Annotated in this window: 15 protein-coding genes and 1 pseudogene; 12 read left to right on the top strand and 4 right to left on the bottom strand. The window is 72.3% G+C overall.

Features of this window, described 5'->3' with window-relative positions:
• The first annotated feature begins 114 nt into the window (after positions 1 to 114).
• The 8 genes from ACFUJR_RS23580 (at position 115) to ACFUJR_RS23545 (ending at position 12348) form a co-directional block, all read left to right on the top strand.
• A complete protein-coding gene (locus tag ACFUJR_RS23580; protein ID WP_383175027.1) occupies positions 115 to 2256 on the top strand; it encodes a DUF4139 domain-containing protein in 2142 nt (713 codons plus the stop codon).
• A gap of 27 nt (positions 2257 to 2283) precedes the next feature.
• Positions 2284 to 3888 carry a mucoidy inhibitor MuiA family protein gene (locus tag ACFUJR_RS23575; protein WP_383175039.1) on the top strand — a complete coding sequence of 535 codons (1605 nt, stop codon included), beginning with the start codon at positions 2284 to 2286 and terminating at the stop codon, positions 3886 to 3888.
• 187 nt (positions 3889 to 4075) lie between these two features.
• Positions 4076 to 4747: a DUF4389 domain-containing protein gene (locus tag ACFUJR_RS23570; RefSeq protein ID WP_383175024.1), complete on the top strand. Its 672-nt coding sequence runs from the start codon at positions 4076 to 4078 to the stop codon at positions 4745 to 4747.
• A gap of 192 nt (positions 4748 to 4939) precedes the next feature.
• Positions 4940 to 7060, top strand: a complete 2121-nt coding sequence (locus ACFUJR_RS23565; protein WP_383175021.1) for a SpoIIE family protein phosphatase — start codon at positions 4940 to 4942, stop codon at positions 7058 to 7060.
• A 263-nt stretch (positions 7061 to 7323) separates the two neighbouring features.
• On the top strand, positions 7324 to 8937 hold the full coding sequence (locus ACFUJR_RS23560; protein ID WP_383175018.1) for a radical SAM protein: 1614 nt from the start codon (positions 7324 to 7326) through the stop codon (positions 8935 to 8937).
• Positions 8938 to 8965: 28 nt separating this feature from the next.
• Positions 8966 to 10003, top strand: a complete 1038-nt coding sequence (locus ACFUJR_RS23555; protein WP_383175015.1) for an AIR synthase related protein — start codon at positions 8966 to 8968, stop codon at positions 10001 to 10003.
• Complete coding sequence (locus ACFUJR_RS23550; protein ID WP_383175012.1) at positions 10000 to 11772, top strand: carbamoyltransferase; 1773 nt, start codon at positions 10000 to 10002, stop codon at positions 11770 to 11772. Before ACFUJR_RS23555 ends, ACFUJR_RS23550 begins: the two co-directional genes overlap by 4 nt.
• A gap of 183 nt (positions 11773 to 11955) precedes the next feature.
• A complete protein-coding gene (locus tag ACFUJR_RS23545) occupies positions 11956 to 12348 on the top strand; it encodes a hypothetical protein (protein ID WP_383175009.1) in 393 nt (130 codons plus the stop codon).
• 91 nt (positions 12349 to 12439) lie between these two features.
• Here ACFUJR_RS23545 and ACFUJR_RS23540 read toward each other — a convergent pair whose 3' ends face one another.
• Genes ACFUJR_RS23540 through ACFUJR_RS23530 form a run of 3 tightly spaced genes read right to left on the bottom strand, consistent with a single transcriptional unit; the run spans position 12440 to position 16099 of the window.
• On the bottom strand, positions 12440 to 13495 hold the full coding sequence (locus ACFUJR_RS23540; RefSeq protein ID WP_383175006.1) for an ABC transporter ATP-binding protein: 1056 nt from the start codon (positions 13493 to 13495) through the stop codon (positions 12440 to 12442).
• Positions 13492 to 15081, bottom strand: coding sequence for an ABC transporter permease (locus ACFUJR_RS23535; protein WP_383175036.1), 1590 nt, complete (start codon positions 15079 to 15081; stop codon positions 13492 to 13494). The genes ACFUJR_RS23540 and ACFUJR_RS23535 overlap by 4 nt, the downstream gene beginning before the upstream one ends.
• Position 15082: 1 nt before the next feature.
• On the bottom strand, positions 15083 to 16099 hold the full coding sequence (locus ACFUJR_RS23530) for an iron ABC transporter substrate-binding protein (protein WP_383175003.1): 1017 nt from the start codon (positions 16097 to 16099) through the stop codon (positions 15083 to 15085).
• A gap of 170 nt (positions 16100 to 16269) precedes the next feature.
• On the opposite strand from ACFUJR_RS23530, the gene ACFUJR_RS23525 reads away from it, so the two are divergent.
• Positions 16270 to 18984, top strand: coding sequence for an AMP-binding protein (locus ACFUJR_RS23525; protein ID WP_383175000.1), 2715 nt, complete (start codon positions 16270 to 16272; stop codon positions 18982 to 18984).
• Positions 18985 to 19213: 229 nt separating this feature from the next.
• Here the strand turns inward: ACFUJR_RS23525 and ACFUJR_RS23520 are convergent, their stop codons facing one another.
• On the bottom strand, positions 19214 to 20485 hold the full coding sequence (locus tag ACFUJR_RS23520; protein ID WP_383175033.1) for a PP2C family protein-serine/threonine phosphatase: 1272 nt from the start codon (positions 20483 to 20485) through the stop codon (positions 19214 to 19216).
• 521 nt (positions 20486 to 21006) lie between these two features.
• Between ACFUJR_RS23520 and ACFUJR_RS23515 the strand changes: the two are divergent.
• The 3 genes and pseudogenes from ACFUJR_RS23515 to ACFUJR_RS23505 form a co-directional block, all read left to right on the top strand.
• Positions 21007 to 21300, top strand: a pseudogene (locus ACFUJR_RS23515) (hypothetical protein); the annotation flags it as partial.
• An 8-nt stretch (positions 21301 to 21308) separates the two neighbouring features.
• On the top strand, positions 21309 to 21584 hold the full coding sequence (locus tag ACFUJR_RS23510; RefSeq protein WP_383175030.1) for a hypothetical protein: 276 nt from the start codon (positions 21309 to 21311) through the stop codon (positions 21582 to 21584).
• Positions 21585 to 21694: 110 nt separating this feature from the next.
• Positions 21695 to 21907, top strand: a complete 213-nt coding sequence (locus ACFUJR_RS23505) for a hypothetical protein (protein ID WP_383450688.1) — start codon at positions 21695 to 21697, stop codon at positions 21905 to 21907.
• The last annotated feature ends 93 nt before the right edge of the window (positions 21908 to 22000 follow it).

The raw sequence follows: 22000 nt of genomic DNA, 5'->3' as shown, positions 1-22000 counted from the left end.
TGGGAGCGAAACCCCGCTCACTGCCCCGCTCCGCAGGGGTTTCGTTTCCTCCCCCACCTGAAGGTGGGCGTATCCACGAAAGGACTCAGATGAAGGCGACGGGGGCGGGAGCACATGACGGCTGAGCGGGCACAGAGGTGGGAATCGACCCTCGACGCGGTCGTGGTGTACGCCCAGGGCGCGCTCTGCCGGCGCCTGGCGCGGGGCGGAGTGCCGGCCGACGGCCGGGTGCGGGTGACGGGACTGCCCCGCTCGCTCGACCCGGGATCGCTACGGGCCCGGGTACTGGGCACCTCCGGGGTGCGCGTGACGGAGGCCCGGGTGGAGGTCGAGGCCGAGCCGCTCGGCGCGGGTGCCACGGGCGGAGCGGTCGACGAGTTGCGGCGCGAGGTGGAGCGGCTGAGCGACGCGTACGCGGCTGCCCGGGCCCGCCGGGACCGCCAACTGGGCCTGATCGAGGAGGTCAAGGCCCTCCAGCCGGTCCCGCCCGCCCGCAAGCGCGACGACCCGCACCGCCGTACTCCGGCCGACGCGTGGCTGGACCTCGCCGACTTCGTCGACGACCGGCTGACGGGACTGCACAGCCGCCTCGCCGAGCTGGAGGCGGCGCTGCGCGATGTCGAGCACGAACTCGACGTCGCGCACGACAGACACTCCCGCGCCTCCACCGCCGCGTCGGCCGCGTACGTGGAGACGACCGTGTCCGCGGTACTGAGCCTCGACACAGCCGGCTCCGAACACGCCGAGGCCGGCTCCCGGGCGGACGTGGAGGTGGAGCTGGAGTACGGGGTTCCGGGCGCCGTCTGGGTACCGACGTACCGGCTCACACACCGTCAGGGCGACGGCGGCGGACGGCTGGTGCTGCGCGCCTCGGTCGCGCAGCGGACCGGCGAGGACTGGACCGGCGTACGCGTCGCTCTGGCCACGGCCGATCTCCGCCGTCGCACCGACCTGCCGAAGCTCCGCTCCCTCCGCATCGGGCGCCGTCAGACGGCGCCCGCGCCCTCCGGCTGGCGCGAGCCCCCGGCGGGGCTCGCGGATCTGTTCGCCGGGTACCAAGCGGCCGGCCCCCGCCCCGCCCCGCCCGCCGCCTCCGCGGCCGCAGCGGGCGGTGCCGTGTCCGTCTCCGTTCCGCCCCCGCCTCCCCCGGCGCCCGCCGCGCAGGGCTACGGCGCACAGCCGCCGGGGGCACTCCCGGTGCCCGGTGGCGCGTACGGGTCCTCCCCGGAGACCCTGAGTGTCGGGATGCCCGCCCCCGCTCAGCCGGGCGGGCCGCCACCGACCGCCCGGTCGCGTACGGGCGGCGGGTTCGGCGGCGCCCCGGTGCCTCCCCCCGTGGCGTCCGCCGCACCCATGGCACCCGTCGCACCCGGTGCGGCCGCGCCACCACGCCCCGCTCCGCCGGCACCGGTGGCCGGTCCACCGCAGCCGAGCGGCGCGGAGCTCGACTACGCCGCACTCGTCCTGTGCGGCCCGGAGGAGCACACCAGTCGCAGGGGCAGGCTGTTCCCCGACTCCTCCTTCGACCCGCTGGCCGCCGAGTACCGTCGCCGGGCCGAGGCGGTGGCCGCGCTGCCGCTGCCGGGGCACGCCGTGCGCCCCCGTGTGTCGGCGGGCTCCTTCGACCACCGTTTCGACGCCACCGCCCGTGCCGACATCCCCTCGGACGGCACCTGGCACACCGTCACCGTCGGCGAGATCCCGGTCGGTCTGCGTACCGAGTACCTCTGTGTGCCGTCCGTCGAGCAGACCGTGTACGGGACGCTGGTGCTCTCCAACGCCACCGACCAGGCCCTTCTGGCCGGGCCGGTGGAGGTGACCGTCGACGACGAGTTCCGGCTGACCGCCGCCCTGCCCACGCTCGCCCCCGGCGGTGTCCGCCGGGTGGGACTCGGGCCTGCCGAGGGCATCCGGGTCACCCGTCGTACGAGCCTGCAGGAGTCGACCTCCGGCCTGCGCAACAACACCACCGTGCTCGCCCACCGCGTCCACGTGGAGCTGGCCAACCGGCTCGCGCGGCCGGTCACCGTCGAGATCCGCGAGCGGGTGCCGGTGACCTCGGAGACCGACGTACGGATCGAGGAACGGGGCGACTGGACGACACCCGGAGAGGACACCGGGCCGGACCGCCACACACCGGGCACCCGCGTCTGGCGGGTGGACCTGCCGGCGGGCGCCACCGCCGCCCTCGACGGCGGCTACGAGATCCGCATCCCGACCGGCAAGGCCCTGGCCGGCGGCAACCGCAGGAGCTGACCCATCGTGTCCACGGCCCCGAAGCCGATCGCGCCGCGCGCGAACTCCGTCCCCACGAGCGCCGTCCCCGCGACCGCCCTCGCCCCGATCGCCCTCCCCGTCACCGCCGTCACCTGCCTCGAAGACCGCGCCCACGTCGAGCGCACCGCCGTGCTCGACCTGGAGGCCGGAGTCCAGCGCCTGCGTCTCGGGCCGGTCAGCGCGCTCGCCGTCGACCGGACCCTCCACGCCGAGCTGACCGCCGACCACCCCGCGAGCGTGCTCGACGTACGGATGGTCCGCAGCTGGACGCCGCGCGCCCCGCTGCCGTCGGCCGAGGACGACTCCGCCCTGCGCCACCATGTCCACGCCCTCGAAGCGGAGCGGCTCACGCTCGGGCAGCGCCGCGAACGGTTGCACGCCCGCCTCGGCCTGCTCGGCCGACTCGCCACCGATCTGCTCCGGGACATCGGTGAGGGCGCGGGCTCCGGGGAGACCGAACGGGACCGCTGGACGCGCGAACTGGACCGGGTGGACGCCGAACGCGACACGCACGGCGAGGAACTCCGCGTCGTCGACGCCCGGTTGGCCGATCTCGCCGCCGAACTGGGCGAGGCCCAGCGGGCCATGAACCTCTCCGAGGAGGAGCCCGCCGAGCTGGTCGGCCATGTCGAGCTGACCGTGGAGGCCGCCGCCGCGGGGCCTGCCGGACTCCGGCTGAGCCACCTCACCCCGTGCGCGCTGTGGCGGCCCGCGTACCGTGCCGTGCTCGACGGGGACTCCCTGACGCTGGAGACCGACGCGATGGTCTGGCAGCGCACCGGCGAGGACTGGACGGACGTACGGCTGACGCTGTCGACGGCCCGATCGGCACTGGCCACCGAGCCGCCGCGGCTCGGCGAGGACCGGCTCACCCTCACGGACCGCTCCCCGGCGGAGCGCCGTACGGTCGACGTGGAGCTGCGCGAGGAGGAGATCGGCGACCTCGGACCGGCGGCCGAGGTGCTCGGTCTGCCCGGGGTCGACGACGGCGGCGAGGCCCGGGTCCTGCGCGCCCCGTCGCCGGTGTCGGTGCCCGGCGACGGCCGCGCCCACCGTGTGCCGCTCTCGGCGTTCACGACGGCCGCGCGCCGTGAGTACGCCTGCTCCCCCGAGCTGTCTCCGCTGGTCACGCAGGTGGTGCGGTGCGAGAACCGCTCCGGCCACGTGCTGCTCGCCGGGCCTGTGGACCTGGTCCGCGGCGGGGGGTTCAGCGGGCGCGGAACGCTGGACTTCACGGCGGTCGGCGCCCCGGTGGAGCTGGCGTTCGGCAGCGGTGACGACTACCGGGTGGTGCGGCGGTCGGAGGAGACCCGGGAGACCACCGGGATCTCCCAGCGGACCGTGGTCACCCGCACGGTGCGCCTGCACCTGTCCCGGTTCTCGGCCCCCGGCGAGCAGGGCGAGCACGTGGTCGCCCTGCGTGAACGGCTCCCGGTCTCCGAGGTCTCGGCGGTGGAGGTACGCCTCCACAAGGACGCCTGCTCCCCGCCGCCCGACGCGGTCGACGCCGAGGGCATCGCCCGCTGGGACGTCCCGCTCCCGCCCGGCGGCCGCCGCACGATCACGCTGGTCTACGAACTGTCGGCGAGCGCGAAGGTCACGGGACTCTGACCGGGGAGCGCTGAGCACCGGCCCTGGGCCGCCTGAGCTGTCCCGCGGCGGCTCATGACGTGTGTCGCGCCACGTCCTGACCGGCATGGAGCGTGGGCGGGGCCGTGCGGAGCGCTCCCCGGTGGGCCGGACGGCGGATCGGCGCGATCATGGAGGTCAGGGAAGCCGACGCGAGGAAGTGACGATCATGGACGAATCCCGGTCCTCCTACCCTCCGGTCACGGTGACGGCCCAGCTGGACACCCCGCTGTCGCGCTGGTTGTGGCTGGTCAAGTGGGTCCTGGTGATCCCGCACTGGATCGTGCTGGTCTTCCTCTGGATCGCCTTCCTGATCGTGACCGTGATCGCGTTCTTCGCGATCCTGTTCACCGAGCGCTATCCGCGGCCCCTGTTCGACTTCAATCTGGGGGTGCTGCGCTGGTCCTGGCGGGTGTCGTTCTACTCGTACAGCGCCCTGGCCACCGACCGATACCCACCCTTCAGCCTGGGCCCCGAGCCCGGCTACCCGGCACGCCTGGACATCGCGTACCCGGAGCGCCTCTCGCGCGGGCTGGTCCTCGTCAAGTGGTGGCTCCTCGCCATCCCCCAGTACCTGGTGATCGCCTTCTTCGCCGGCGGGATGCGAGCAGGCTGGTGGAGCGGCGGCCTGACCACCCTGCTGACCCTGATCGCGGCCGTCGCCCTCGCCTTCACCGGCCGGTACCCGCGGGACCTGTTCGTCCTGGTGGTCGGCCTGAACCGCTGGGTCCTGCGGGTGGCGGCCTACGCCTGCCTGATGACGGACGCCTACCCGCCGTTCCGCCTGGACCAGGGAGGCGAGGAGACCCCGGCCAAGCCCTGGCCCGTCGAGGACCGCTGACTCACGGGACCGGGTCACGACTGTCCCGCTGCCGGCATCGGCCCCCGTGCCCCCGTGCCCCCGGGGTCCGCGCGGTCACAGCCGGGCCTCGGCTCCGCGCGCCCGTGCGGGACGCCCGGGGCCGTCGGCCCGGAGGGCCCGCGGCAGCGGCGTCCGGTGGCATCCGTCCCGGCCCTTCCGCAGACTTTCCGTATGAGGGCCGATGCCGAGGCTTTCCTCCGACGACTCGCCCGGGAGTTCAGACCACGGGCGGACCGCTCGGTCGATGTGATCCTGACACGGCTCCAGGAGGAGCTTCCCGAGCTGTGGAAGCACGAGGACCTGGCCGCCATAACGCTCAGCGAGACGGCCGCGCACGTCATGACCTTCCTCGACGCCCTCGAGAACGGCCTGGACGCCACCGAGGCCGAGCCACCACGCGAGGGCCTCGAACTCGCCCGGACCTTCGCCCGGCGCGGACTCTCGCTCAGCACGCTGCTGCGCGCCTACCGGATCGGCCACATGAGCGTGCTCCAGCAGCTCCAGGCGGAGGCGCTCCGGCTGACGAGGGACGCGGAGCTGGTCAACGCCGCCACGATCAGGATGACCGGGACGGCTTTCGCGTACGTCGACCGGGGCTCGGAGCAGGTGGTCACCGCGTACCAGGAGGAGCACGACCGGCGGCTGCGGCGGCACCTCGCCCTGGCGGCGGAGGCGAGCCTGCGGATCGGGAGCACCCTCGACATGGCCCGTACGGCAGAGGAGTTGGCCGAAGTCGGCACCGAGGACTTCGCCGACCTGGTCACCGTCGATCTGCTGGAGCCGGCCCTGCAGGAGGACACTCCACCCCACCCGGAAAGGGAGGATCCGATCCTGCGTCGAGTGGCCCAACACCCCCCTGAGTACCGGTCGTTCACCGTCCGCATCGGACGGACGCACCACTTCCCGCCGGCTTCCGGGCCGGCGCGCGTGCTGGCCACGGGAACGCCCGCCCTGTGTGAGGTGAAGGACACGTCGAGGTGGTGGACTCCGGAGGCGGGAGGCGACACCGACTTCCCCTCGGTCCTGCTGCTCCCGCTCCAGGCGCGCGGGAGCGTCCTGGGCCTCGTCCAGTTCTTCCGCGGTCCCGACGCGGCCCGGTTCGGCGAGGACGACCTGCATCTCGCCCAGGAGATCGCCGCCCGCGCGGCGGTGTCGATCGACAACGCCCGCCAGTACACGCACGAACACCTGACGGCGCTCACCCTCCAGCGCAGTCTGCTCCCCCGGCACACGGCGGTGCAGTCGGCCTTGTGGACGGCCTCCCGCTATCTGCCCAGCGGAGCGCGTGCGGGCGTCGGCGGTGACTGGTACGACGTGATCCCGCTGTCCGGTGCCCGTGTCGCGCTCGTCGTGGGCGACGTCGTCGGCCGCGGTCTGCACGCGGCCGCCACCATGGGCCGCCTCCGCACGGCCGTCCGGGCCTTCGCCGACATCGACCTGATGCCCGACGAACTCCTCACCCACCTCGACGACGTGGTCATCCGGATGCAGCGCGAGGAGGGCCGCGACGACGGGGAACTCAGCGCCACCTGCCTGTACGCGGTGTACGACCCGGTCTCCCGCGTCTTCTCGCTGGCCAGCGCCGGACACGTGCCCCCGGCCGTGGCGCACCCTCCCGGCACCGCGCCCGCCGACCTCCCCGCCATTCCGATCGGACCACCCCTCGGGCTCGGCGGACTGCCCTTCGAGACGGCCCAGTTGACCCTGCCCGAGGGCAGTCTGCTGGCGCTGTACACGGACGGCCTCATCCAGAGCCGTACGTACGACGTGGACACGGCCCGAGCCGCACTGGGGGACGCCCTCTCCGGAGCGCCGGAGGATCCGGAGGAGGTCTGCGACCGGCTGCTGTCCACGCTGCTGCCCGACCGTCCCGCGGACGACGTCGCGCTCCTCGTGGCCCGCACCCGCGCGCTCGACCCCGGCCACGTCGCCACCCTGGACGTCGCCGCCGACCCGGCGGCCGTGGCCGGGGCCCGTGCCTTCGCCTCCGAGCGGCTCACCGACTGGGGCCTGGAGGAGCTCTCCTTCACCACGGAACTCGCGGTCAGCGAGCTGGTGACGAACGCGGTCCGGTACGGCAAGCCGCCCGTCCGGCTGCGGCTGATCCTTCAGTCCACGCTCACATGCGAGGTCTTCGACGCCAGCAACACCGCGCCGCACCTGCGCCGCGCCCGGACCCTGGACGAGGGCGGCCGAGGACTGCTGCTCGTCGCCCAGCTCACCGACCGCTGGGGCACCCGGCAGGGCCGTGAGGGCAAGGTCATCTGGGCCGAGCAGGCCCTCCCGGCATAGCCACGGCCGCCCGCCGCCCACGTCCCCGTCTGACGGCGACGGCCCCCTGGGGCGCCTTCCGCGCCCCGCCGGAGCGCACTGCCGAGGATCTTCGCCTCGGCGCTACGCGGCTGACGCGACGAACCTCGGGTGGACGTCGGCGCGCATCGGGATTCCTAGCCGAAAACACCTCTGGCGCTGCCCCGTGGTCGGTGCCACGCTCGTGCGAATCGACCGAGTGCCACGTCGCACCGGCCCCGCGTGCCGAGATCGCTGGAGGAGCCTTGACCGGTTGTTCGGAGTCCTGTGGTGCGACGAGCGATGCGCGGCCCGGCACCGTCTTCATCCCCCAGGGCTCCCTGCGGGTCGGACCGCCCGAGGCCGCCCCGCTGACCCGGTTGCTGGTCGAGATCCCGGCCGACCCGGCCACCTCGGAGCGGGGGGAGCTGGAGAACGACGTTCAGCTGGTCGATCTCGGAGACGGTGCCTACTGCCTGACGCACGCGCTGCGACACCGGCAGATCTTCGGTGGTGAAGACCTCCGCGGGACGGTCGACGCACTCGCCGCGGACGGAGCCGTGGACGATTCGGTGTTCGCCCTGATGAAGGCCGAGGGGTTCGTCTCGGGACGGGGCGAGGACAAGAACGCCGTGCGCGCCTCCCTGGCCGCCCAGGAAGCGGAGCGAGTGGCGAGGGATCCGGACTTCTCGCTGCTCCGCGTACTGCTCACCGACTTCTGCAATCTCAAGTGCGACTACTGCAAGGTCGTCCAGAACGTCGAGGCGCCCCAGAAGGCCCCCACCGGAACCGCGCGACTCACCGAGGTCGTCGAGTACTTCTTCGCGAACTCGAGGCCCGACCGGCCCAAGATCATTCACTGTACGGGCGGTGAGCCGACCCTGCACTGGCCGGAACTGGAGCACCTCCTCGAGGAGAGGCGACGGCTCGCCCGGCCGGACGAGAACTGCTGGGTCGTCGTCGGCACCAATGCGACCCTGATCACCGCCGACCGCGCCCGGACCCTGGCCCGGCACGGCGCCAAGTGCATCGTGTCGATGGACGGACCGGCGGAGATCCACGACCTGTTACGCCCCAACCACGCCGACCGTGGTTCCTGGGCGCAGGTCGACCGGGGCATCAGGATCCTTCGGGAGCACGGCGTCGAGGTGTCCATCTCAGCCGTCTTCGGCAGCCACAACCTGCCGCGGGCCGACGAGATCATCGAGTGGTTCATGGCCGAGTACCAGCCGACCGGCCTCGGGGTGAACTTCATGAAGCCCCCCACGCCGGAGCAGCAGGGCTACCCGTATCTCATAGACGGCGTGGACTACGCACAGACCCTCTACGACATCCACCGCAAGTGGCGTGACCAGGGCCTGTTCCTCGAACTCGTGCACCGCAAACTCGAGCCGTTCGTCAAGGGCCACTACCGTTTCCACGACTGCGGTGCCGCGGCCGGCGCGAACCTCAACCTCGATGCCAAGGGAAAGGTCGGACCCTGCAAGTCGTTTCTCGTCATGGACCGGCTCGCGCTCTCCGAACTGGACGGCACCGCGTACTCGGATTCCGTGCTCAGCCGCTGGCGGATGCGGTCACCGATCTACTACACCCACTGCGACGGCTGCTCGGCCCGTGGCATGTGCGGCAACGGCTGCGCCTACGACGCCTACGTCGCCCATGGGGACGAGATGTCCATCGACCGGAGAAGCTGCGAGTACACCAAGAGGTTCAACGAGTTGATGCTGCGCGACCTGTTCGAGCTGTCCGGAGGCAGCGAACGCGTCGAGCGGGAGGGCGCCTACGCGGTGACCCAGCAGGAACGCGACCTGGTCATGGGCGCGGTCGCGGCGGTCCCCGGCACCTTGTCGTACTCGATCGGGCACCACACGCACCAGTAGCACCGGAGGACGACGACGAGGGGGCGGAATGCAGGAGCGCGAGGCCATCACGCTGATGCGCGGCGGGCTCGGGGCCGACAGGGCCGCTGACGCCGACTTCGATCACTGGCTGGTCCCGGGCTCGGACGTGCGCCTCGCGTCGAGTGTGGACCGCGCGGTCCACGGTGACTGTCCTCCCGACGAGCCCTTGGACGTGTGGGCCTACAGAGCGGTGAACGCGGCCCTGTCGGATCTGGCGTGCGCGGGGGTGTCGCGGCCGGCGGTCCAGCTCGACCTCCAGATCCCCAGGAGCGCCGACCCCGCCATGGTCGTGGCGATCGCCGCCGGAATACGGCATGCGATCCGGATCAACGGCGCGACCCTGCAGAACGGCTGCAACACCACCTTCGGTCCCACCGCCCTCACCACCTCGGTCAGAGGGGTGGGGCGGAGCTCCGAACTCCCGCCCGGGCGCACCGGAGCGGCGCCGGGGGACCTGGTGGTCGTGTCACGGCGACCCGGACGCTTCAACGCGGCGCTCGCCCACCTGAACCGCCCGACGGGAGAGGTGCCACCCGACTGGCTCGCGTCCGCGCTGCTCGGCGGAGTCCCCGAACTGGAGCTCGGACGGCTGCTCGTCGAGAGTGCGTCGATCACCGCCGTCATCGACGCCAACGACTGCCTGCTGCTCACCCTGGGCGATCTGGCCAGAGGGTCCGGGGTCGGCGTCGACCTCGACGGCCCGGCCGTCGAGCGACTGGGCGGAGGACTCCCCCAGACCGTTTCCGTCGAGTGCCTGCTGGGGCCGCCCTCCGGTGACCTGTCCCTCGTCATGACCCTTCGTCCGGAGCGGTTCGACGAGGTCCGGGCCGCCTTCGCCCGGCTGGGCCGCCGCCCGTGGCTCCTGGGCCGCTGTACGGCGGCCCGGGGCGAGCTGACCCTGGACGGAGGGGGCCCGGTGGCGAAGGCCGACGTGGCGCACCGCAGGTGGTCTCCGTCGGCGGCCTTCCGCCACCCTCTCCTCGGCCTTCCGGAGGCTGTCGTGCGCGGGCGGGGCGAGCCGTGCGTCGGGAGGCAGGGGGAATGACGGCCGAGGTGACCCTGGGGGTGTGCGCCCACACCCATGACTCGTCCGCCGCCCTGTTCGTCGGCGGCCGTCTGATCGGCTTCCTGGAGGAGGACCGGCTGGTCGACGACAAGCACACGCGGGCGTTCCCCGGCGAAGCGGTCCGCCTGCTTCTGGCCGAGGCGGGGCGAGGACCCGACGAGGTGACCGCCGTCGGATACACATTCGACAGCTCCCTCTACCGTCACGGCAGAGAGAGGGCCGTGCGAAGGGCGGGGGATCCCGACCGCCGGCGCCGAGCCGTGCATGCATACGACGTCATCGCCGCGGCGCACGCCCGGACGCTCGGGCGGCTGGCCGCGGAGTTCCCGTGCGCGGCGATCGTGGAGGTGCCCCACCATCGGGCCCATGCCTTCTCGGCGATCGCGCCGCAGGGCTGGCGCGATCGCGACGTACTGGTCGTCGACAGCATCGGAGAGGCCGCCACCACCTCGCTGGGCAGCTGGAACCGTGCGGCCCGCTCCCTCGATCTGCACGCCGTGGCGTTCGACACGGATTCCCTCGGCTACGTCTACGGGGCTCTCACGGACCACCTGGGCTTCCGGATGCGGGACGAGGAGGGCACGGTCATGGCGCTCGCGGCCTACGGGGACCCGTCGCGCTTCCGATCGCTGCTCGCCCGGACGATCCCGCTGACGCCCCAGGGGTTCCGGGTGAGCACCCGCCTCGTGAGACAACGGGTGTTCGGCGACGGCGGCGACCGGTTGACGGACGCGTTCGTCATGGCTGCGGCCCCCCGGCGCGCACCCGGGGAGGAGCTCACGCAGGACCATGCCGATCTGGCGGCCTCCCTCCAGGAGCGGATCGAGGAGGTGACAGCACACCTGGTGGGTCTGCGTCCCGGACCGGGCAGGAGCTGGGTGGTGGCCGGCGGGGTCGCCACCAACTGTGTCGCCGTCGGCAGACTGCGCGACCTTCCGAACGTCGCGGAACTCTTCGTGCCCCCGGCGCCCGGCGACTCCGGGACCTCGCTGGGCGCCGCTGTGGCCGTCGTGCTGGAGCGACAGGATCTACTGGCCGAGGTACCCGCGTCGCCGTACTGGGGTGTCGAACCGGCGATCCCGAAGGCCGGGGAGGTACGCGCTCTCGGGTTCGAGGTGTCCGGCCCTCACGAAGAAGGGGGCCTCGCTCATCGAGTGGCCGCGGCCTTGGCCGGGAACGGCATCCTCGGCATCTACCGGGGCGTTGCGGAAGCCGGCCCCCGAGCCCTGGGGCACCGGTCCGTCCTCGCCGGTCCCCTCTCGCCCGCGGTGCACGACCGGCTGGCCACCGAGGTCAAGAAGCGCGAGACCTTCAGGCCCTTCGCTCCGATGGTCCTCGCGGACCGGGCGGCCGGCTACTTCGACCTGCGGGGGCACGAGTCGCCGTACATGAGTCTCGCCGTGGCCGCACGGCGGGAACTCCTCGACCACGCACCCGCGGTGGTCCACCGCAACGGCACGGCTCGGGTACAGACCGTGGGGGCGGGGACGGACGCGTTTCTGGAGGCGCTGCTCGGTCGCTACGAGCAGTTGACGGGCTCGCCCCTGCTGATCAACACCTCGCTGAACACGAAGGGACGGCCCACTACGGGATCGTGGCAGGCGGCGTTGAGGTGCCTCACCGAGATGTCCCTGGACGGCCTCGTGCTCGGGGACCTGTTCGTCACCCGTCGCGGCGGTCGTTCGCCGTCGGCCGGCCGGGGCTTCGACGACGTGCCTGTCGCCGGACGCGGTCCGGCGCCCGGCTAGAGGTCGCCGCCGGCGGGGCGTCTCGCCGTTTCACGCCCCGGAAATCACATGAATCTTTTCATTCTCTTGCATACTCGACGGTATATATATTTACTACATGTTGCCCCAGCAGGGCTCGGGCAGAACGCCCGCGGCCGGAGCCGGCCGCACCCACCGAACAGGCTCCTCCCTAAGGCGACAACGATGTCCCATCACCGCCCTCCGGTCAGCGTCGACTGGCCGTACTCGGTCACGACCCCCGGCAACCGCGATTGGGAAAGCTCGGCCATCCGATGGCTGCGGGAACTCCTCCCGACCCGGTACGCCGGTTACACCACCCTCACGCGCCATCCCGTTCTCCTGGCCCGGCACGCCCAGCTGCAGATCGAGCACGAGATCCGTGCGGTGCGGGTGGCGATGCAGACCTGTCGTGCGGAGCTGCCCACCCTGGGCGTGTCCGATCCCGTGATCGAGAGCGCGATCAGGCTGTACGCCGTCGAACTGGAGCAGCTGAGCCGCCTGGCCCGGGGCGTCCGCCTCATCATGGAGGCGCTCCTCGCGAGCGGCCAGGCCGCTCGGCGACGAGCGCGGGCCTGAAGGACCCGCCCCGGCCGCGGGGTCGCGAACACCTTCGCCGCAGGGGCCGTTGCCGACGACGGACCACGGCGAGGCCTCTCGTCGTCCCCTATCAGACAGTGTTCGGGTGCAAGGTCGCCTCACCGGTGAGACGTACGCCGACCTTCCGGCCCGGTGCCACCCGCAGCGGGCCGGGGGCGCGGACGTCGACCGTCCGGTCCAGACCGTCGACGGCGACCGTGACCATGGCGTCGTGGCCGAAGAAGCTCACATCGGTCACGACGCCTTCGGCGACGGCGGAGTCCGGCTCCGCGAGCTGGAGCTGCTCGGGGCGGAGGAGGACGAGGCCGTCGCGTAGGCCCTCCGGGGCCGTGGCGAGGGGAATGCGCCCCAGCGCGGTCGTGGCGACGCCCTTGTCGGCGGTACCGGGAACAAGGACGGCGTCGCCGACGAACGAGGCGAGCCAGGGGTCGACGGGCCGGTGGTAGAGCTCCTCCGGCGTGGCGCACTGGGCCACGCGCCCCTTACGCAGGACAGCCACGGTGTCGGCGGTGGACAACGCCTCCTGCTGGTCGTGCGTGACGAGCAGGGCGGTCGCGCCGCTCTCCCGCAGCACGGCACGGACCTCCGCGCGTACCGCCCCGCGCAGGCCGCTGTCGAGTGCGCTGAACGGTTCGTCGAGCAGGACGAGATGGGGCTGCGGAGCGAGGGCGCGGGCGAGGGCCACCCGCTGTTGCTGGCCGCCGGAGAGCTCGTGCGGCATGCGGTCGCCGTGGCCGGGGAGGCCCACGAGGTCCACGAGGTCCAGCATCTCCGCCACACGCGCCTGCTTGGCGGACCGGTCGAGGTGCGTGAGCCCGAAGGCGATGTTCCGGGCCACGCTCAAGTGTGGGAAGAGCGCGCCCTCCTGAGGGACGATCCCGACACGGCGGCGCTCGGGCGGCAGGTGCACGCCGGGGCCGCCGAGGATCCGGCCGGCGACGGTCACCGTGCCGGCGTCGGCCTTCAGGAAGCCGGCGATCACCCGCAGCAGAGTGGTCTTGCCGCAGCCGGAGGGGCCGAGGACGGCCGTGAGGGAGCCTCCGGGGACGGTGAGGTCGAGGCCGGCGAGGACCGGCGACCCCGGCCCGTATGACTTGACGACCTGACGGACCTCGAGATCGTTCATGGGCGGTGCCTTCCGAGGAGGTACGAGGGGACGGCGGCCAGCAGGATCAGCGCGGCGGCGTAGGGGGCGGCCGCCGCGAAGGACCCGGTGCCGGTCTCGGTCCACAGCCGGGTGGCCAGGGTGTCCATGCCGGTGGGGCGCAGCAGCAGCGTGGCCGGGAGTTCCTTCATGCAGACGACGAAGGTGAGGGCGGCGCCCGCCGCGACGCCGGGGGCGGCGAGCGGCAGCGTGACCTCCCGCAGCACACCGAAGGGGGTCCGGCCCAGGGAGCGGGCCACGTCGTCGAGGACGGGCGGCGCCTGAAGGACGGCGGCGCGGGTCGCGGCCACCGCGACGGGCAGGAAGAGCACCATGTACGCGCAGATCAGCAGCGGCGTCTCCTGGTAGAGCGGACGGGCGTAGCGGACGGCGAAGAAGACGAGCGCGAGGGCGACGGTGATGCCGGGCACGGCGTGGCCCGCGTAGGCGGCCTGCTCGAGGAGATGGGCGAGGCGGCCGCGGTGGCGGGCGGCGATGACACCGACCGGCAGCGCCACCAGGGTGGTCAGAGCGGCACCCGCGGCGGCGACGCCCAGGGTGGTGAGGGCGGTGGTGGACAGCGTCGCCGGGTCCCAGGTCGCTGAGGTGCCGACGGCGAGCCAGTACCCGAGCGTGGCGAGCGGGAAGCCGACGGCCACGGCGACGATCGCACCGCACCAGGCGAGGGCGAGGGCTCTGAGCCGACCCAGGGCGGCGGGGACGGCGCGCCGGGCGGTTCCCGTTCCCGTGCGCGCGTAGTCGGCGCGCCCACGGGTGCGGGTCTCGGCGGCCACGAGCAGCACCGTCATCACGACCAGTACGGCGCTGAGCGCGGCGGCCGGCGTTCGGTCAAAACTCGCGCGGTAGGACGTGTAGATGCCGCGGGTGAAGGTGTCGTACCGCATGAGGGAGACGGCGCCGAAATCGGAGAGTACGTACAGCGCGACGAGCAGGCCGCCGCCGGCGGCGGCCGGCCGCAACTGCGGCAGGGTGACGCGCAGGAAGGTGCGGAAGGGTCCGTGGCCCAGGGAGCGCGCCACCTCCTCGTGGCCGGGGTCGGTGCCGCGCAGGGCGGCGGCGACCGGCAGGTACACGTACGGGAAGCTCACCAGGGTGAGTGCGAGGGCGGAGCCGGTGAAGCCGGCCAGCGACGGCGCGGCGGAGAGCCAGGCGAAGGCGGTGACGTAACTCGGCACGGCCAGCGGCAGGGTGACGAGCACGGACCACGCGCGGGCACCCGGTAGGGCGGTCCGCACGGTCAGCCAGGCCAGCGAGACGCCGACGAGCAGGCAGGCGGCGACGACCGTGGTGGTCAGGCCGAGGCTGCGCAGCAGCAGTTCGCCGGTGCGGTCGTCGGCGATGACGCCCCACGCGTAGGCGGGGCCTCGTTCGAGGGCGCGGACGGCGAGGTAGCCGAGCGGCAGTACGGCGAGGGCCGCGGCGAGCACGGCGGGCACGATGAGCACCCAGGAGGGGCGGGTCCCGGCGCGCCGCCGCCCGGCGGGTGCGGGGGCACCTGCCGGGCGGGTCTCGCGCCGGGCCGGGGCGGAGAGCTCCGGTGAGGTCACGTCAGACAAGTCCGACGTCCTGGAGCATGGTCAGGGTCTGCTTGAGGGAGTCGAGCCTGCCGAGGTCGATCTTCGGCGGCTGGAGGGTCTCCAGCGGCGGGACGCCCTCGGCGGTCTTCACGCCGGCGACCAGCGGGTACTCCTTGGTCTCCTCGGCGAAGTACTTCTGGGCCTCCGCCGAGAGCAGGTAGTCGACGGCCTGCTGCGCGTACCCGGCCTGCTTCTCGTCGGCGCCCTTGAGGATGCCGACGCCGGCGACGTTGACGAGGCCGCCCGGGTCACCCTCGGGCAGGTAGTGGATCTTGGCCTTGACCTTGTCCGCGCCCTTCTCGGCGACCTGCTCGTACCAGTAGTAGTGGTTGAGCAGACCTATCGCGACCTCGCCCTTGTCGACGGCGTCCAGGACCTTGAGGTTGTTGTCGTACGCCTTGGGCTCGTTGGCCTTCAGGCCCTTCAACCAGGTGCGGGTGGCGTCGTCGCCCTCCAGGACGCGCATGCCGGTGACGAACGCCTGGAAGGAGGCGTTGGTCGGCGCGAAGCCGATCCGGCCCTTCCACTCGGGCTTCACCAGCTCGTGGACGCTGTTCGGCGGCGCGGGGACCTGCGCGGGGGCGTACCCCAGGACCCGGACACGACCGCTGACGCCGGTCCAGTCGCCGGCGGAGCCGCGGTGGGCGGGCGCGACCTTGTCGAGGGTCGTCCGCGGGAGCGGGGCGAGGCGCTGCTCCTTGGAGAGCGCGCCGAGGGCGCCCGCGTCCTGGGACAGGAAGAGACCGGCCTCGGTCTTGTCACCCTCCTCCAGAAGCTGGGCGGAGAGCTCGGCGCTGTCGCCGTAGCGGACCTCGACATTGGTACCGAGGTGCTTCTCCAGCTTCTCGACGAGCGGCTTCACGAGGTTCTCGTTGCGACCGGAGTAGATGACGAGCCCGGCCGGTTCGCCACTGCCGCAGCCGGCGAGCGGAAGGAGCAGGGCGGCCGCGGCGAACGCGGTGAGGGTGCGGGCCAAGGGGCGGCGCATACGGGTGGTGCCTTCCTGCCGTGCTGTCGGGAGACCTGTGAATACGCCATTAATAAGGTAATCCTAACCTAAGGGTCAAGTCAGGCTTTGATAACGGCCCGGCCTCGAATGAGTATCCAGAACCCCCTCCCCCACTATGCGATTAGGAAAGCCTTACCTACGATGCGCCCGTGACGCTCCTCCCCGCCCCGCCCGTCGACGGGCATGCCCTCCCCCTCGCCCGCGACCTCGCGCTGCACGGCGACCGCACCGCCGTCGTGACAGCCGACGGCGAAATCTCGTACCGCGAACTGGCCGGGCGGATCGAGGAGACCGCGCGCCGACTCGGCCCGGAACGCCGGCTGATCCTGCTCCCCGGCGCCAACACGGTCGACGCCCTCGTCGTCCACCTCGCCGCGCTCTCGGCCGGTCACCCGGTGCTGCTCGTGCCCGGCGACCATCCGGAGGCGGTGGAGTCCCTGATCGCCGCATACGATCCGGATGTCGTCGCCCGACCGCAGCCCGGCGAGTGGCGCATCGAAGAGCGGCGGACCGGCTCCGCCCACGCCTTCCACCCCGACCTGGCGCTGCTGCTCAGCACCTCCGGTTCCACGGGCTCCCCCAAGCTGGTCCGGCTGTCGTACGCGAACCTGCAGGCGAACGCCGAGTCGATCGCCACGTACCTCGGCATCCGCGACACCGACCGCGCCGCGACGACCCTGCCCATGCACTACTGCTACGGCCTGTCGGTGATCCACAGCCATCTGCTGCGCGGAGCCGGCCTCGTGCTGACGGGCCTTTCGGTGGCCGACGCCTGCTTCTGGGACCTCTTCCGAGCGGCCGGCGGCACTGCGATCGCCGGTGTCCCGTACACCTTCGACCTGCTCGACCGGGTCGGCTTCGCCGACATGGACCTCCCGCACCTGCGGTACGTCACCCAGGCCGGCGGCCGCCTGGCGCCCGAGCGGGTCACGCGATACGCCGAACTGGGCGCGCGACGTGGCTGGGACCTGTTCGTCATGTACGGCCAGACGGAAGCGACCGCCCGCATGGCCTACCTGCCGCCCGCCCTGGTCACCGAACATCCCGGCGCGATCGGAGTCCCGGTTCCCGGCGGCTCGTTCCACCTGGAGCCGGTCGAGGAGGCGCCCGAGCACGCAGGGGTCGGCGAGCTCGTCTACACCGGCCCGAACGTCATGCTCGGCTACGCGCACACCCCCGACGACCTCGCCCTCGGCCGCACGGTCGACGTCCTGCGCACCGGCGACCTCGCACGCCGCACCGAGGACGGTCTGTACGAGATCGTCGGCCGCCGCAGCCGCTTCCTGAAGATCCTCGGCCTGCGCATCGACCCCCAGCAGATCGAGGCCATGCTGGGGCGACACGGCCTCGACACCCTGTGCTCCGGCGACGACGAAGGTCTCACCATCGCCGCCGTCCGGACGCCCGGATGGGACGAACGGCGTATCCGAAGACGTGTGGTGGACGAATGCGGCCTGCCGGCTCGCGCCGTCGACGTCCACCTGCTGCCCGAACTCCCCCGCCTGCCCACGGGCAAGCCCGACTACCGGGCCGTACGGGAGCTGGGGCGCCCGGCCGACGTGCCCCTGCCCGGCGGGGGCGGAACCACCGACGACCTGTGCTCGCTGTACGCGCGCATCCTCGATCGCCCGGACGTGACGCCGGACAGCTCCTTCGTGTCCCTCGGCGGGGACTCCCTGTCGTACGTCGAGATGTCCGTCCACCTCGAACAGCGCCTCGGCCACCTGCCGCACAGCTGGCACACGACCCCGATCCGGGAACTGCGGCGGCCCGCAGCCGAGCCGGGCCGGTCATGGCGACGGAGCGTGGAGACCAGCGTCGTCCTGCGCGCGATCGCCATCCTCTGCGTCGTGGGCTCGCACATCCGCCTCTTCGAGCTCCGGGGCGGAGCCCATCTGCTGCTCGCCGTCGCCGGGTTCAACTTCGCCCGCTTCCTGCTCACCTCCGCCGAGCGCCGCGAGCGGATGCGCCGTACCGCCCGGAGCATCGCGCGGATCGCCCTCCCCACCATGGCCTGGACCGCCTTCGCCCTCCTTGTGAGCGACGACTACGACCTGTCCAATCTGCTCCTCGTCCACAATGCGCTCTGGCCGGAGGTCATGGGCACCGGGATACACCTCTGGTTCGTCGAAGCCCTCGTCTACATCCTGCTGGCCCTGATGGCGCTGCTCGCCGTCCCCGCGGTCCACAGCCTGGAGCGCCGCTTCCCGTACGGGCTGCCGGCCGCCCTGGCCGGAATCGGCCTACTCACGCGCTACGAGCTGGTGGGCCTGCCGGCCCGCGCCCAGATCACCGACGCGGTCACCGTCTTCTGGCTGTTCGCCCTCGGCTGGGCGGCGGCCCAGTCCCGCACCATTCCTCAGCGACTGCTCGTGACGGTCGCCGCGCTCGCCACCGTCCCGGGCTTCTTCCCCGGAGAACCACGGCGCGAGCTGTTCGTCATGGCCGGCTTCGTCGTGCTGGTCTGGTTGCCCACCCTGCCCAGCACCCACCGGGTGAACCAGCTGGCCGGCCTGCTCGCGGGCAGCTCCCTGGCCATCTACCTGACGCACTGGCAGATCTACCCGATATTCGACGGCGTGTCGAAGCACCTGGCCCTCGTCGTCTCCCTGGCTTTCGGCATCGGATACGCCATGGGCGTGAGCTGGCTCGTCCGACGGGTGTCGGCGCTTCGACGGTCCGGAGGCCCCGGCATGCTCCGGCCGCGCGGAACGGCCGGGGCACGCCGGGCCGGCCCTCGGCCGGGGACAGGGACGTCCGGCACCCGGAAGCCGGGAACCGAGGCCTTGATCGGCGGCGCCGGAACGGGCGCGCAAGAGGGTGAAGGCGTCGTACAGGGCGACGGCCCGCGCCGTACGCGCTGACGACCGAGGCCGGGCCTGCGGCCGGCGGATCCCCGGCGGGCTGTCGGCCGACCGGTCCGGGGACGGCCCGGTCGGATCCTCGTCGCTCGCTTTCACCGCGTAAGGCGTTCTCCAACGCTTCCTCGGCCGCCCACCGGTCGGCGGCAGGGTAGCCAGGCGCCTCGGAACGCGACCGGTAGCGAGGTGTGCCCGTCCTGGCGACGACCGCTGTCCGTTGGTGCGGTCGAGGTCAGCCCCCGGGTGTACGCAGGGCGAGGATCGCCATGTCGTCGTGACCGTCGCTGGGGTGGTGATCGGCCAGTGTCCGGACGAAGACGTGCAGCGGCAGTGCAGCGTGGGCGGTGGCGAGTGCGGCGAGTGCGTCCAGGCATTCGTCGACGGAGCGGGCGCGGTGCTCGATGAGGCCGTCGGTGAAGAACACCACGGTGGCCCCCGCAGGCAGGGAGTGGACGTGGTCGGGGCGGTGCTGCTCGACGCTCACCCCGAGCGGAACGCCGGGCTCGCCATGCAGGTACTCCGCGCGCCCGTCGGAGGTGATCAGCAGCGGGGGAAGATGGCCCGCGGTGCTCCAGTGCATCGTCCAGCCCTGCCCTTCGGGCTTGATACGGGCCAGGCAGACAGTGGTGACGGGGTTGTCGGTGGTGGCCTCCAGAGTGCGGTCGAGTTGCGCGAGGATCTCGCCGGGAGGCGTGCGGCGGTCGTAGAGCAGGGCACGCAGCATGCTGCGTGTCTGGGCCATGGAGGCGGCCGCCCGCAGGTCGTGGCCCATGACGTCGCCGATGACGGCGGCGCAGACGCCATCGGGCAGCATGATCGCGTCGTACCAGTCTCCGCCGATGTGGTCGGGCTCGGAGGCCGGCCGGTAGACGGCGGCGCCGGCAAAGGGATGCAGGTCGGGCAGCGTCGGCAGCAGGAGGCGCTGGAAATGTTCGGCGGCGGCACGGACCTGACCGAACAGGCGGGCGTTCTCGATCGCGATGCCGACCACGCCGGCGAGTGTGACGACGATCTCCTCGTCGCTGCGGTCGAAGGGCTGGGCGTCGCGCCGCTCGGCCAGGTAGAGGTCGCCGTAGATCGTGCCGCGAACCCTGACGGCGGCCCCGAGAAGGGTCCGCATGTGCGGGTGACCGGGAGGGAATCCCACGGAGGAGGGGTGGGAGGGGATGTCATCGACCCGCATCGGCTCGGGATGCTCGATGAGATGTCCCAGTACGCCGCGGCCACGCGGGAAGTCGATTCCGGCCAGATCCGCTCGCTCGGACTCGGACAGCCCTGCGGTGATGAACTGCTCAAGGTACTGGCCTGATTCGTGCAGCACGCCCAGCGCTCCGTATCGAGCGCCCACCAAACCCATGGCGGTGGTGACGATGCGGTGCAGCACCTCGGGAAGTTCCAGCTCCTGGGTAATGGCCAGCACCGCGTCCAGCAGGCCCTGCAGTTGGTCCTTGGCCTTGGTCGACTGCCGCAGCTGCTCGTCGATCCGGCCCAGCTCGGCTTCCAGGCGGTGGTTCGGCCCATGGTCGCGCCGCGACCCGGAGTCGTCGTCCCGTTCCACCCTCACCGCCGCCTGGTGACGCGTGTCCGTGGGCACCCCACCACATCCGCCTGACCGTCGACGCATCCGCTCATGCGACCACCTCCGCGAGCGGTGCACCCCGACCCTCTGACAGGAACCGCGACCAACAAGTTCACAGCGTCACACGGCCGGTCACCCGACCCGCCCATTACTCCGTACGCGGCATGTCACATCTGCGCCGATGCGCACTTCTGCTCGCAGGCAAGGCGGCCGCTGCGGACTTCACCGCGCCGGTGACGTTTCCGGTCGGCGAGGACGGCTCGGGAAGTCGACCCCGATCGAGGTTCTCGCAGAGGGATTCGGCCTGGACCGGAGACCGCCGTTCCTGCGCGGGGTCTTTACCGCGCCCAAAGGTTGCACCACTTTTCGGCAAGATTCAGCAAGTGTTTTCAAGTCAGTGACGCCCGGGACCGGCCTCGTTGACTCCCCCCGCCCCAGGAGCCGCTGTGTCTGTCTCTCCCCCTGCCCGCACACGGAGAAGACGCCGTTCCGGCATACGCGCCGCGACAACGGTCCTCGCCGCCATCGCCGCGCTCGCCTCGCCACTCGCCCCCGGCGGTCTCGCCACACCGGCCGCGGCCTCGACCGGTGGCCCCCTGGGCGCCCGTTACGACGTGTCCGGCTCGAACGTGGAGTTCCGGATCCACTCCTCGCGTGCCACCCGCATCGAGCTGTACCTCTACGCGGCGGCCACCGGCAGCCAGGAGGCCGCCGCCCTGCCGCTGGCGAAGGACTCCGCGACCGGCGTCTGGTCCGTGACGGTGCCCACCACGACGCTGCGGGACCAGTACGGCATCACCGGCCCGGTCTACTACGGCTATCGCGCCTGGGGGCCGAACTGGCCCTACCATCCAGCGCCTGGACCAAGGGATCCGGCACCGGGTTCGTGTCCGTCACCGACACCTCCACCTGGGCCGAAGGCGCCGACCAGTTCGCCCGACCGGGCGGCGAGGCGCCGATCGGAGGCGCAGGGACCGTCTACCGCCTCCACGGCCGCGCCACTCTCGTCCTCATCGCCAAGTAGCCGCGGGCACCCCGGCACACCCGTACCGGCCTCGTCGCCGCCCCAGAGCCGCGGGGCAGCGGCGAGGCTCGCGGTGCGCCCGCGCACTCGGCGACGGCGGCCGCCGCCCGATGAGGCCGTCACCCGGCCAGACCGTCACCCTCACCGCCACCGTCACCGTCACCCTCACCCTCACCCTCACCGTCACCGTCACCGTCACCGTCACCGACGGCACCCTCATCGCCCCCCGCCTCCGGCAAGGGGCGACCCGCGCGTCCACGCCCTCGACCTGGGCGGCTCCAACGCCGCACCGGGCAAGATCGGTACGGACGGCCCGTACCTGAAGTAGCCGTCGGGCCGGGGGGGGGGGGGGGGGCCAAATTTCCGGGCCCACAGTTTTTTTTCTTTTTTTCCCGAGAAAGCGTAAAGTTTTTGAA

Source organism: Streptomyces sp. NPDC057271 (assembly GCF_042668715.1).
Classification (GTDB): domain Bacteria; phylum Actinomycetota; class Actinomycetes; order Streptomycetales; family Streptomycetaceae; genus Streptomyces.
This window is presented reverse-complemented; position numbering and strand designations above follow the sequence as displayed.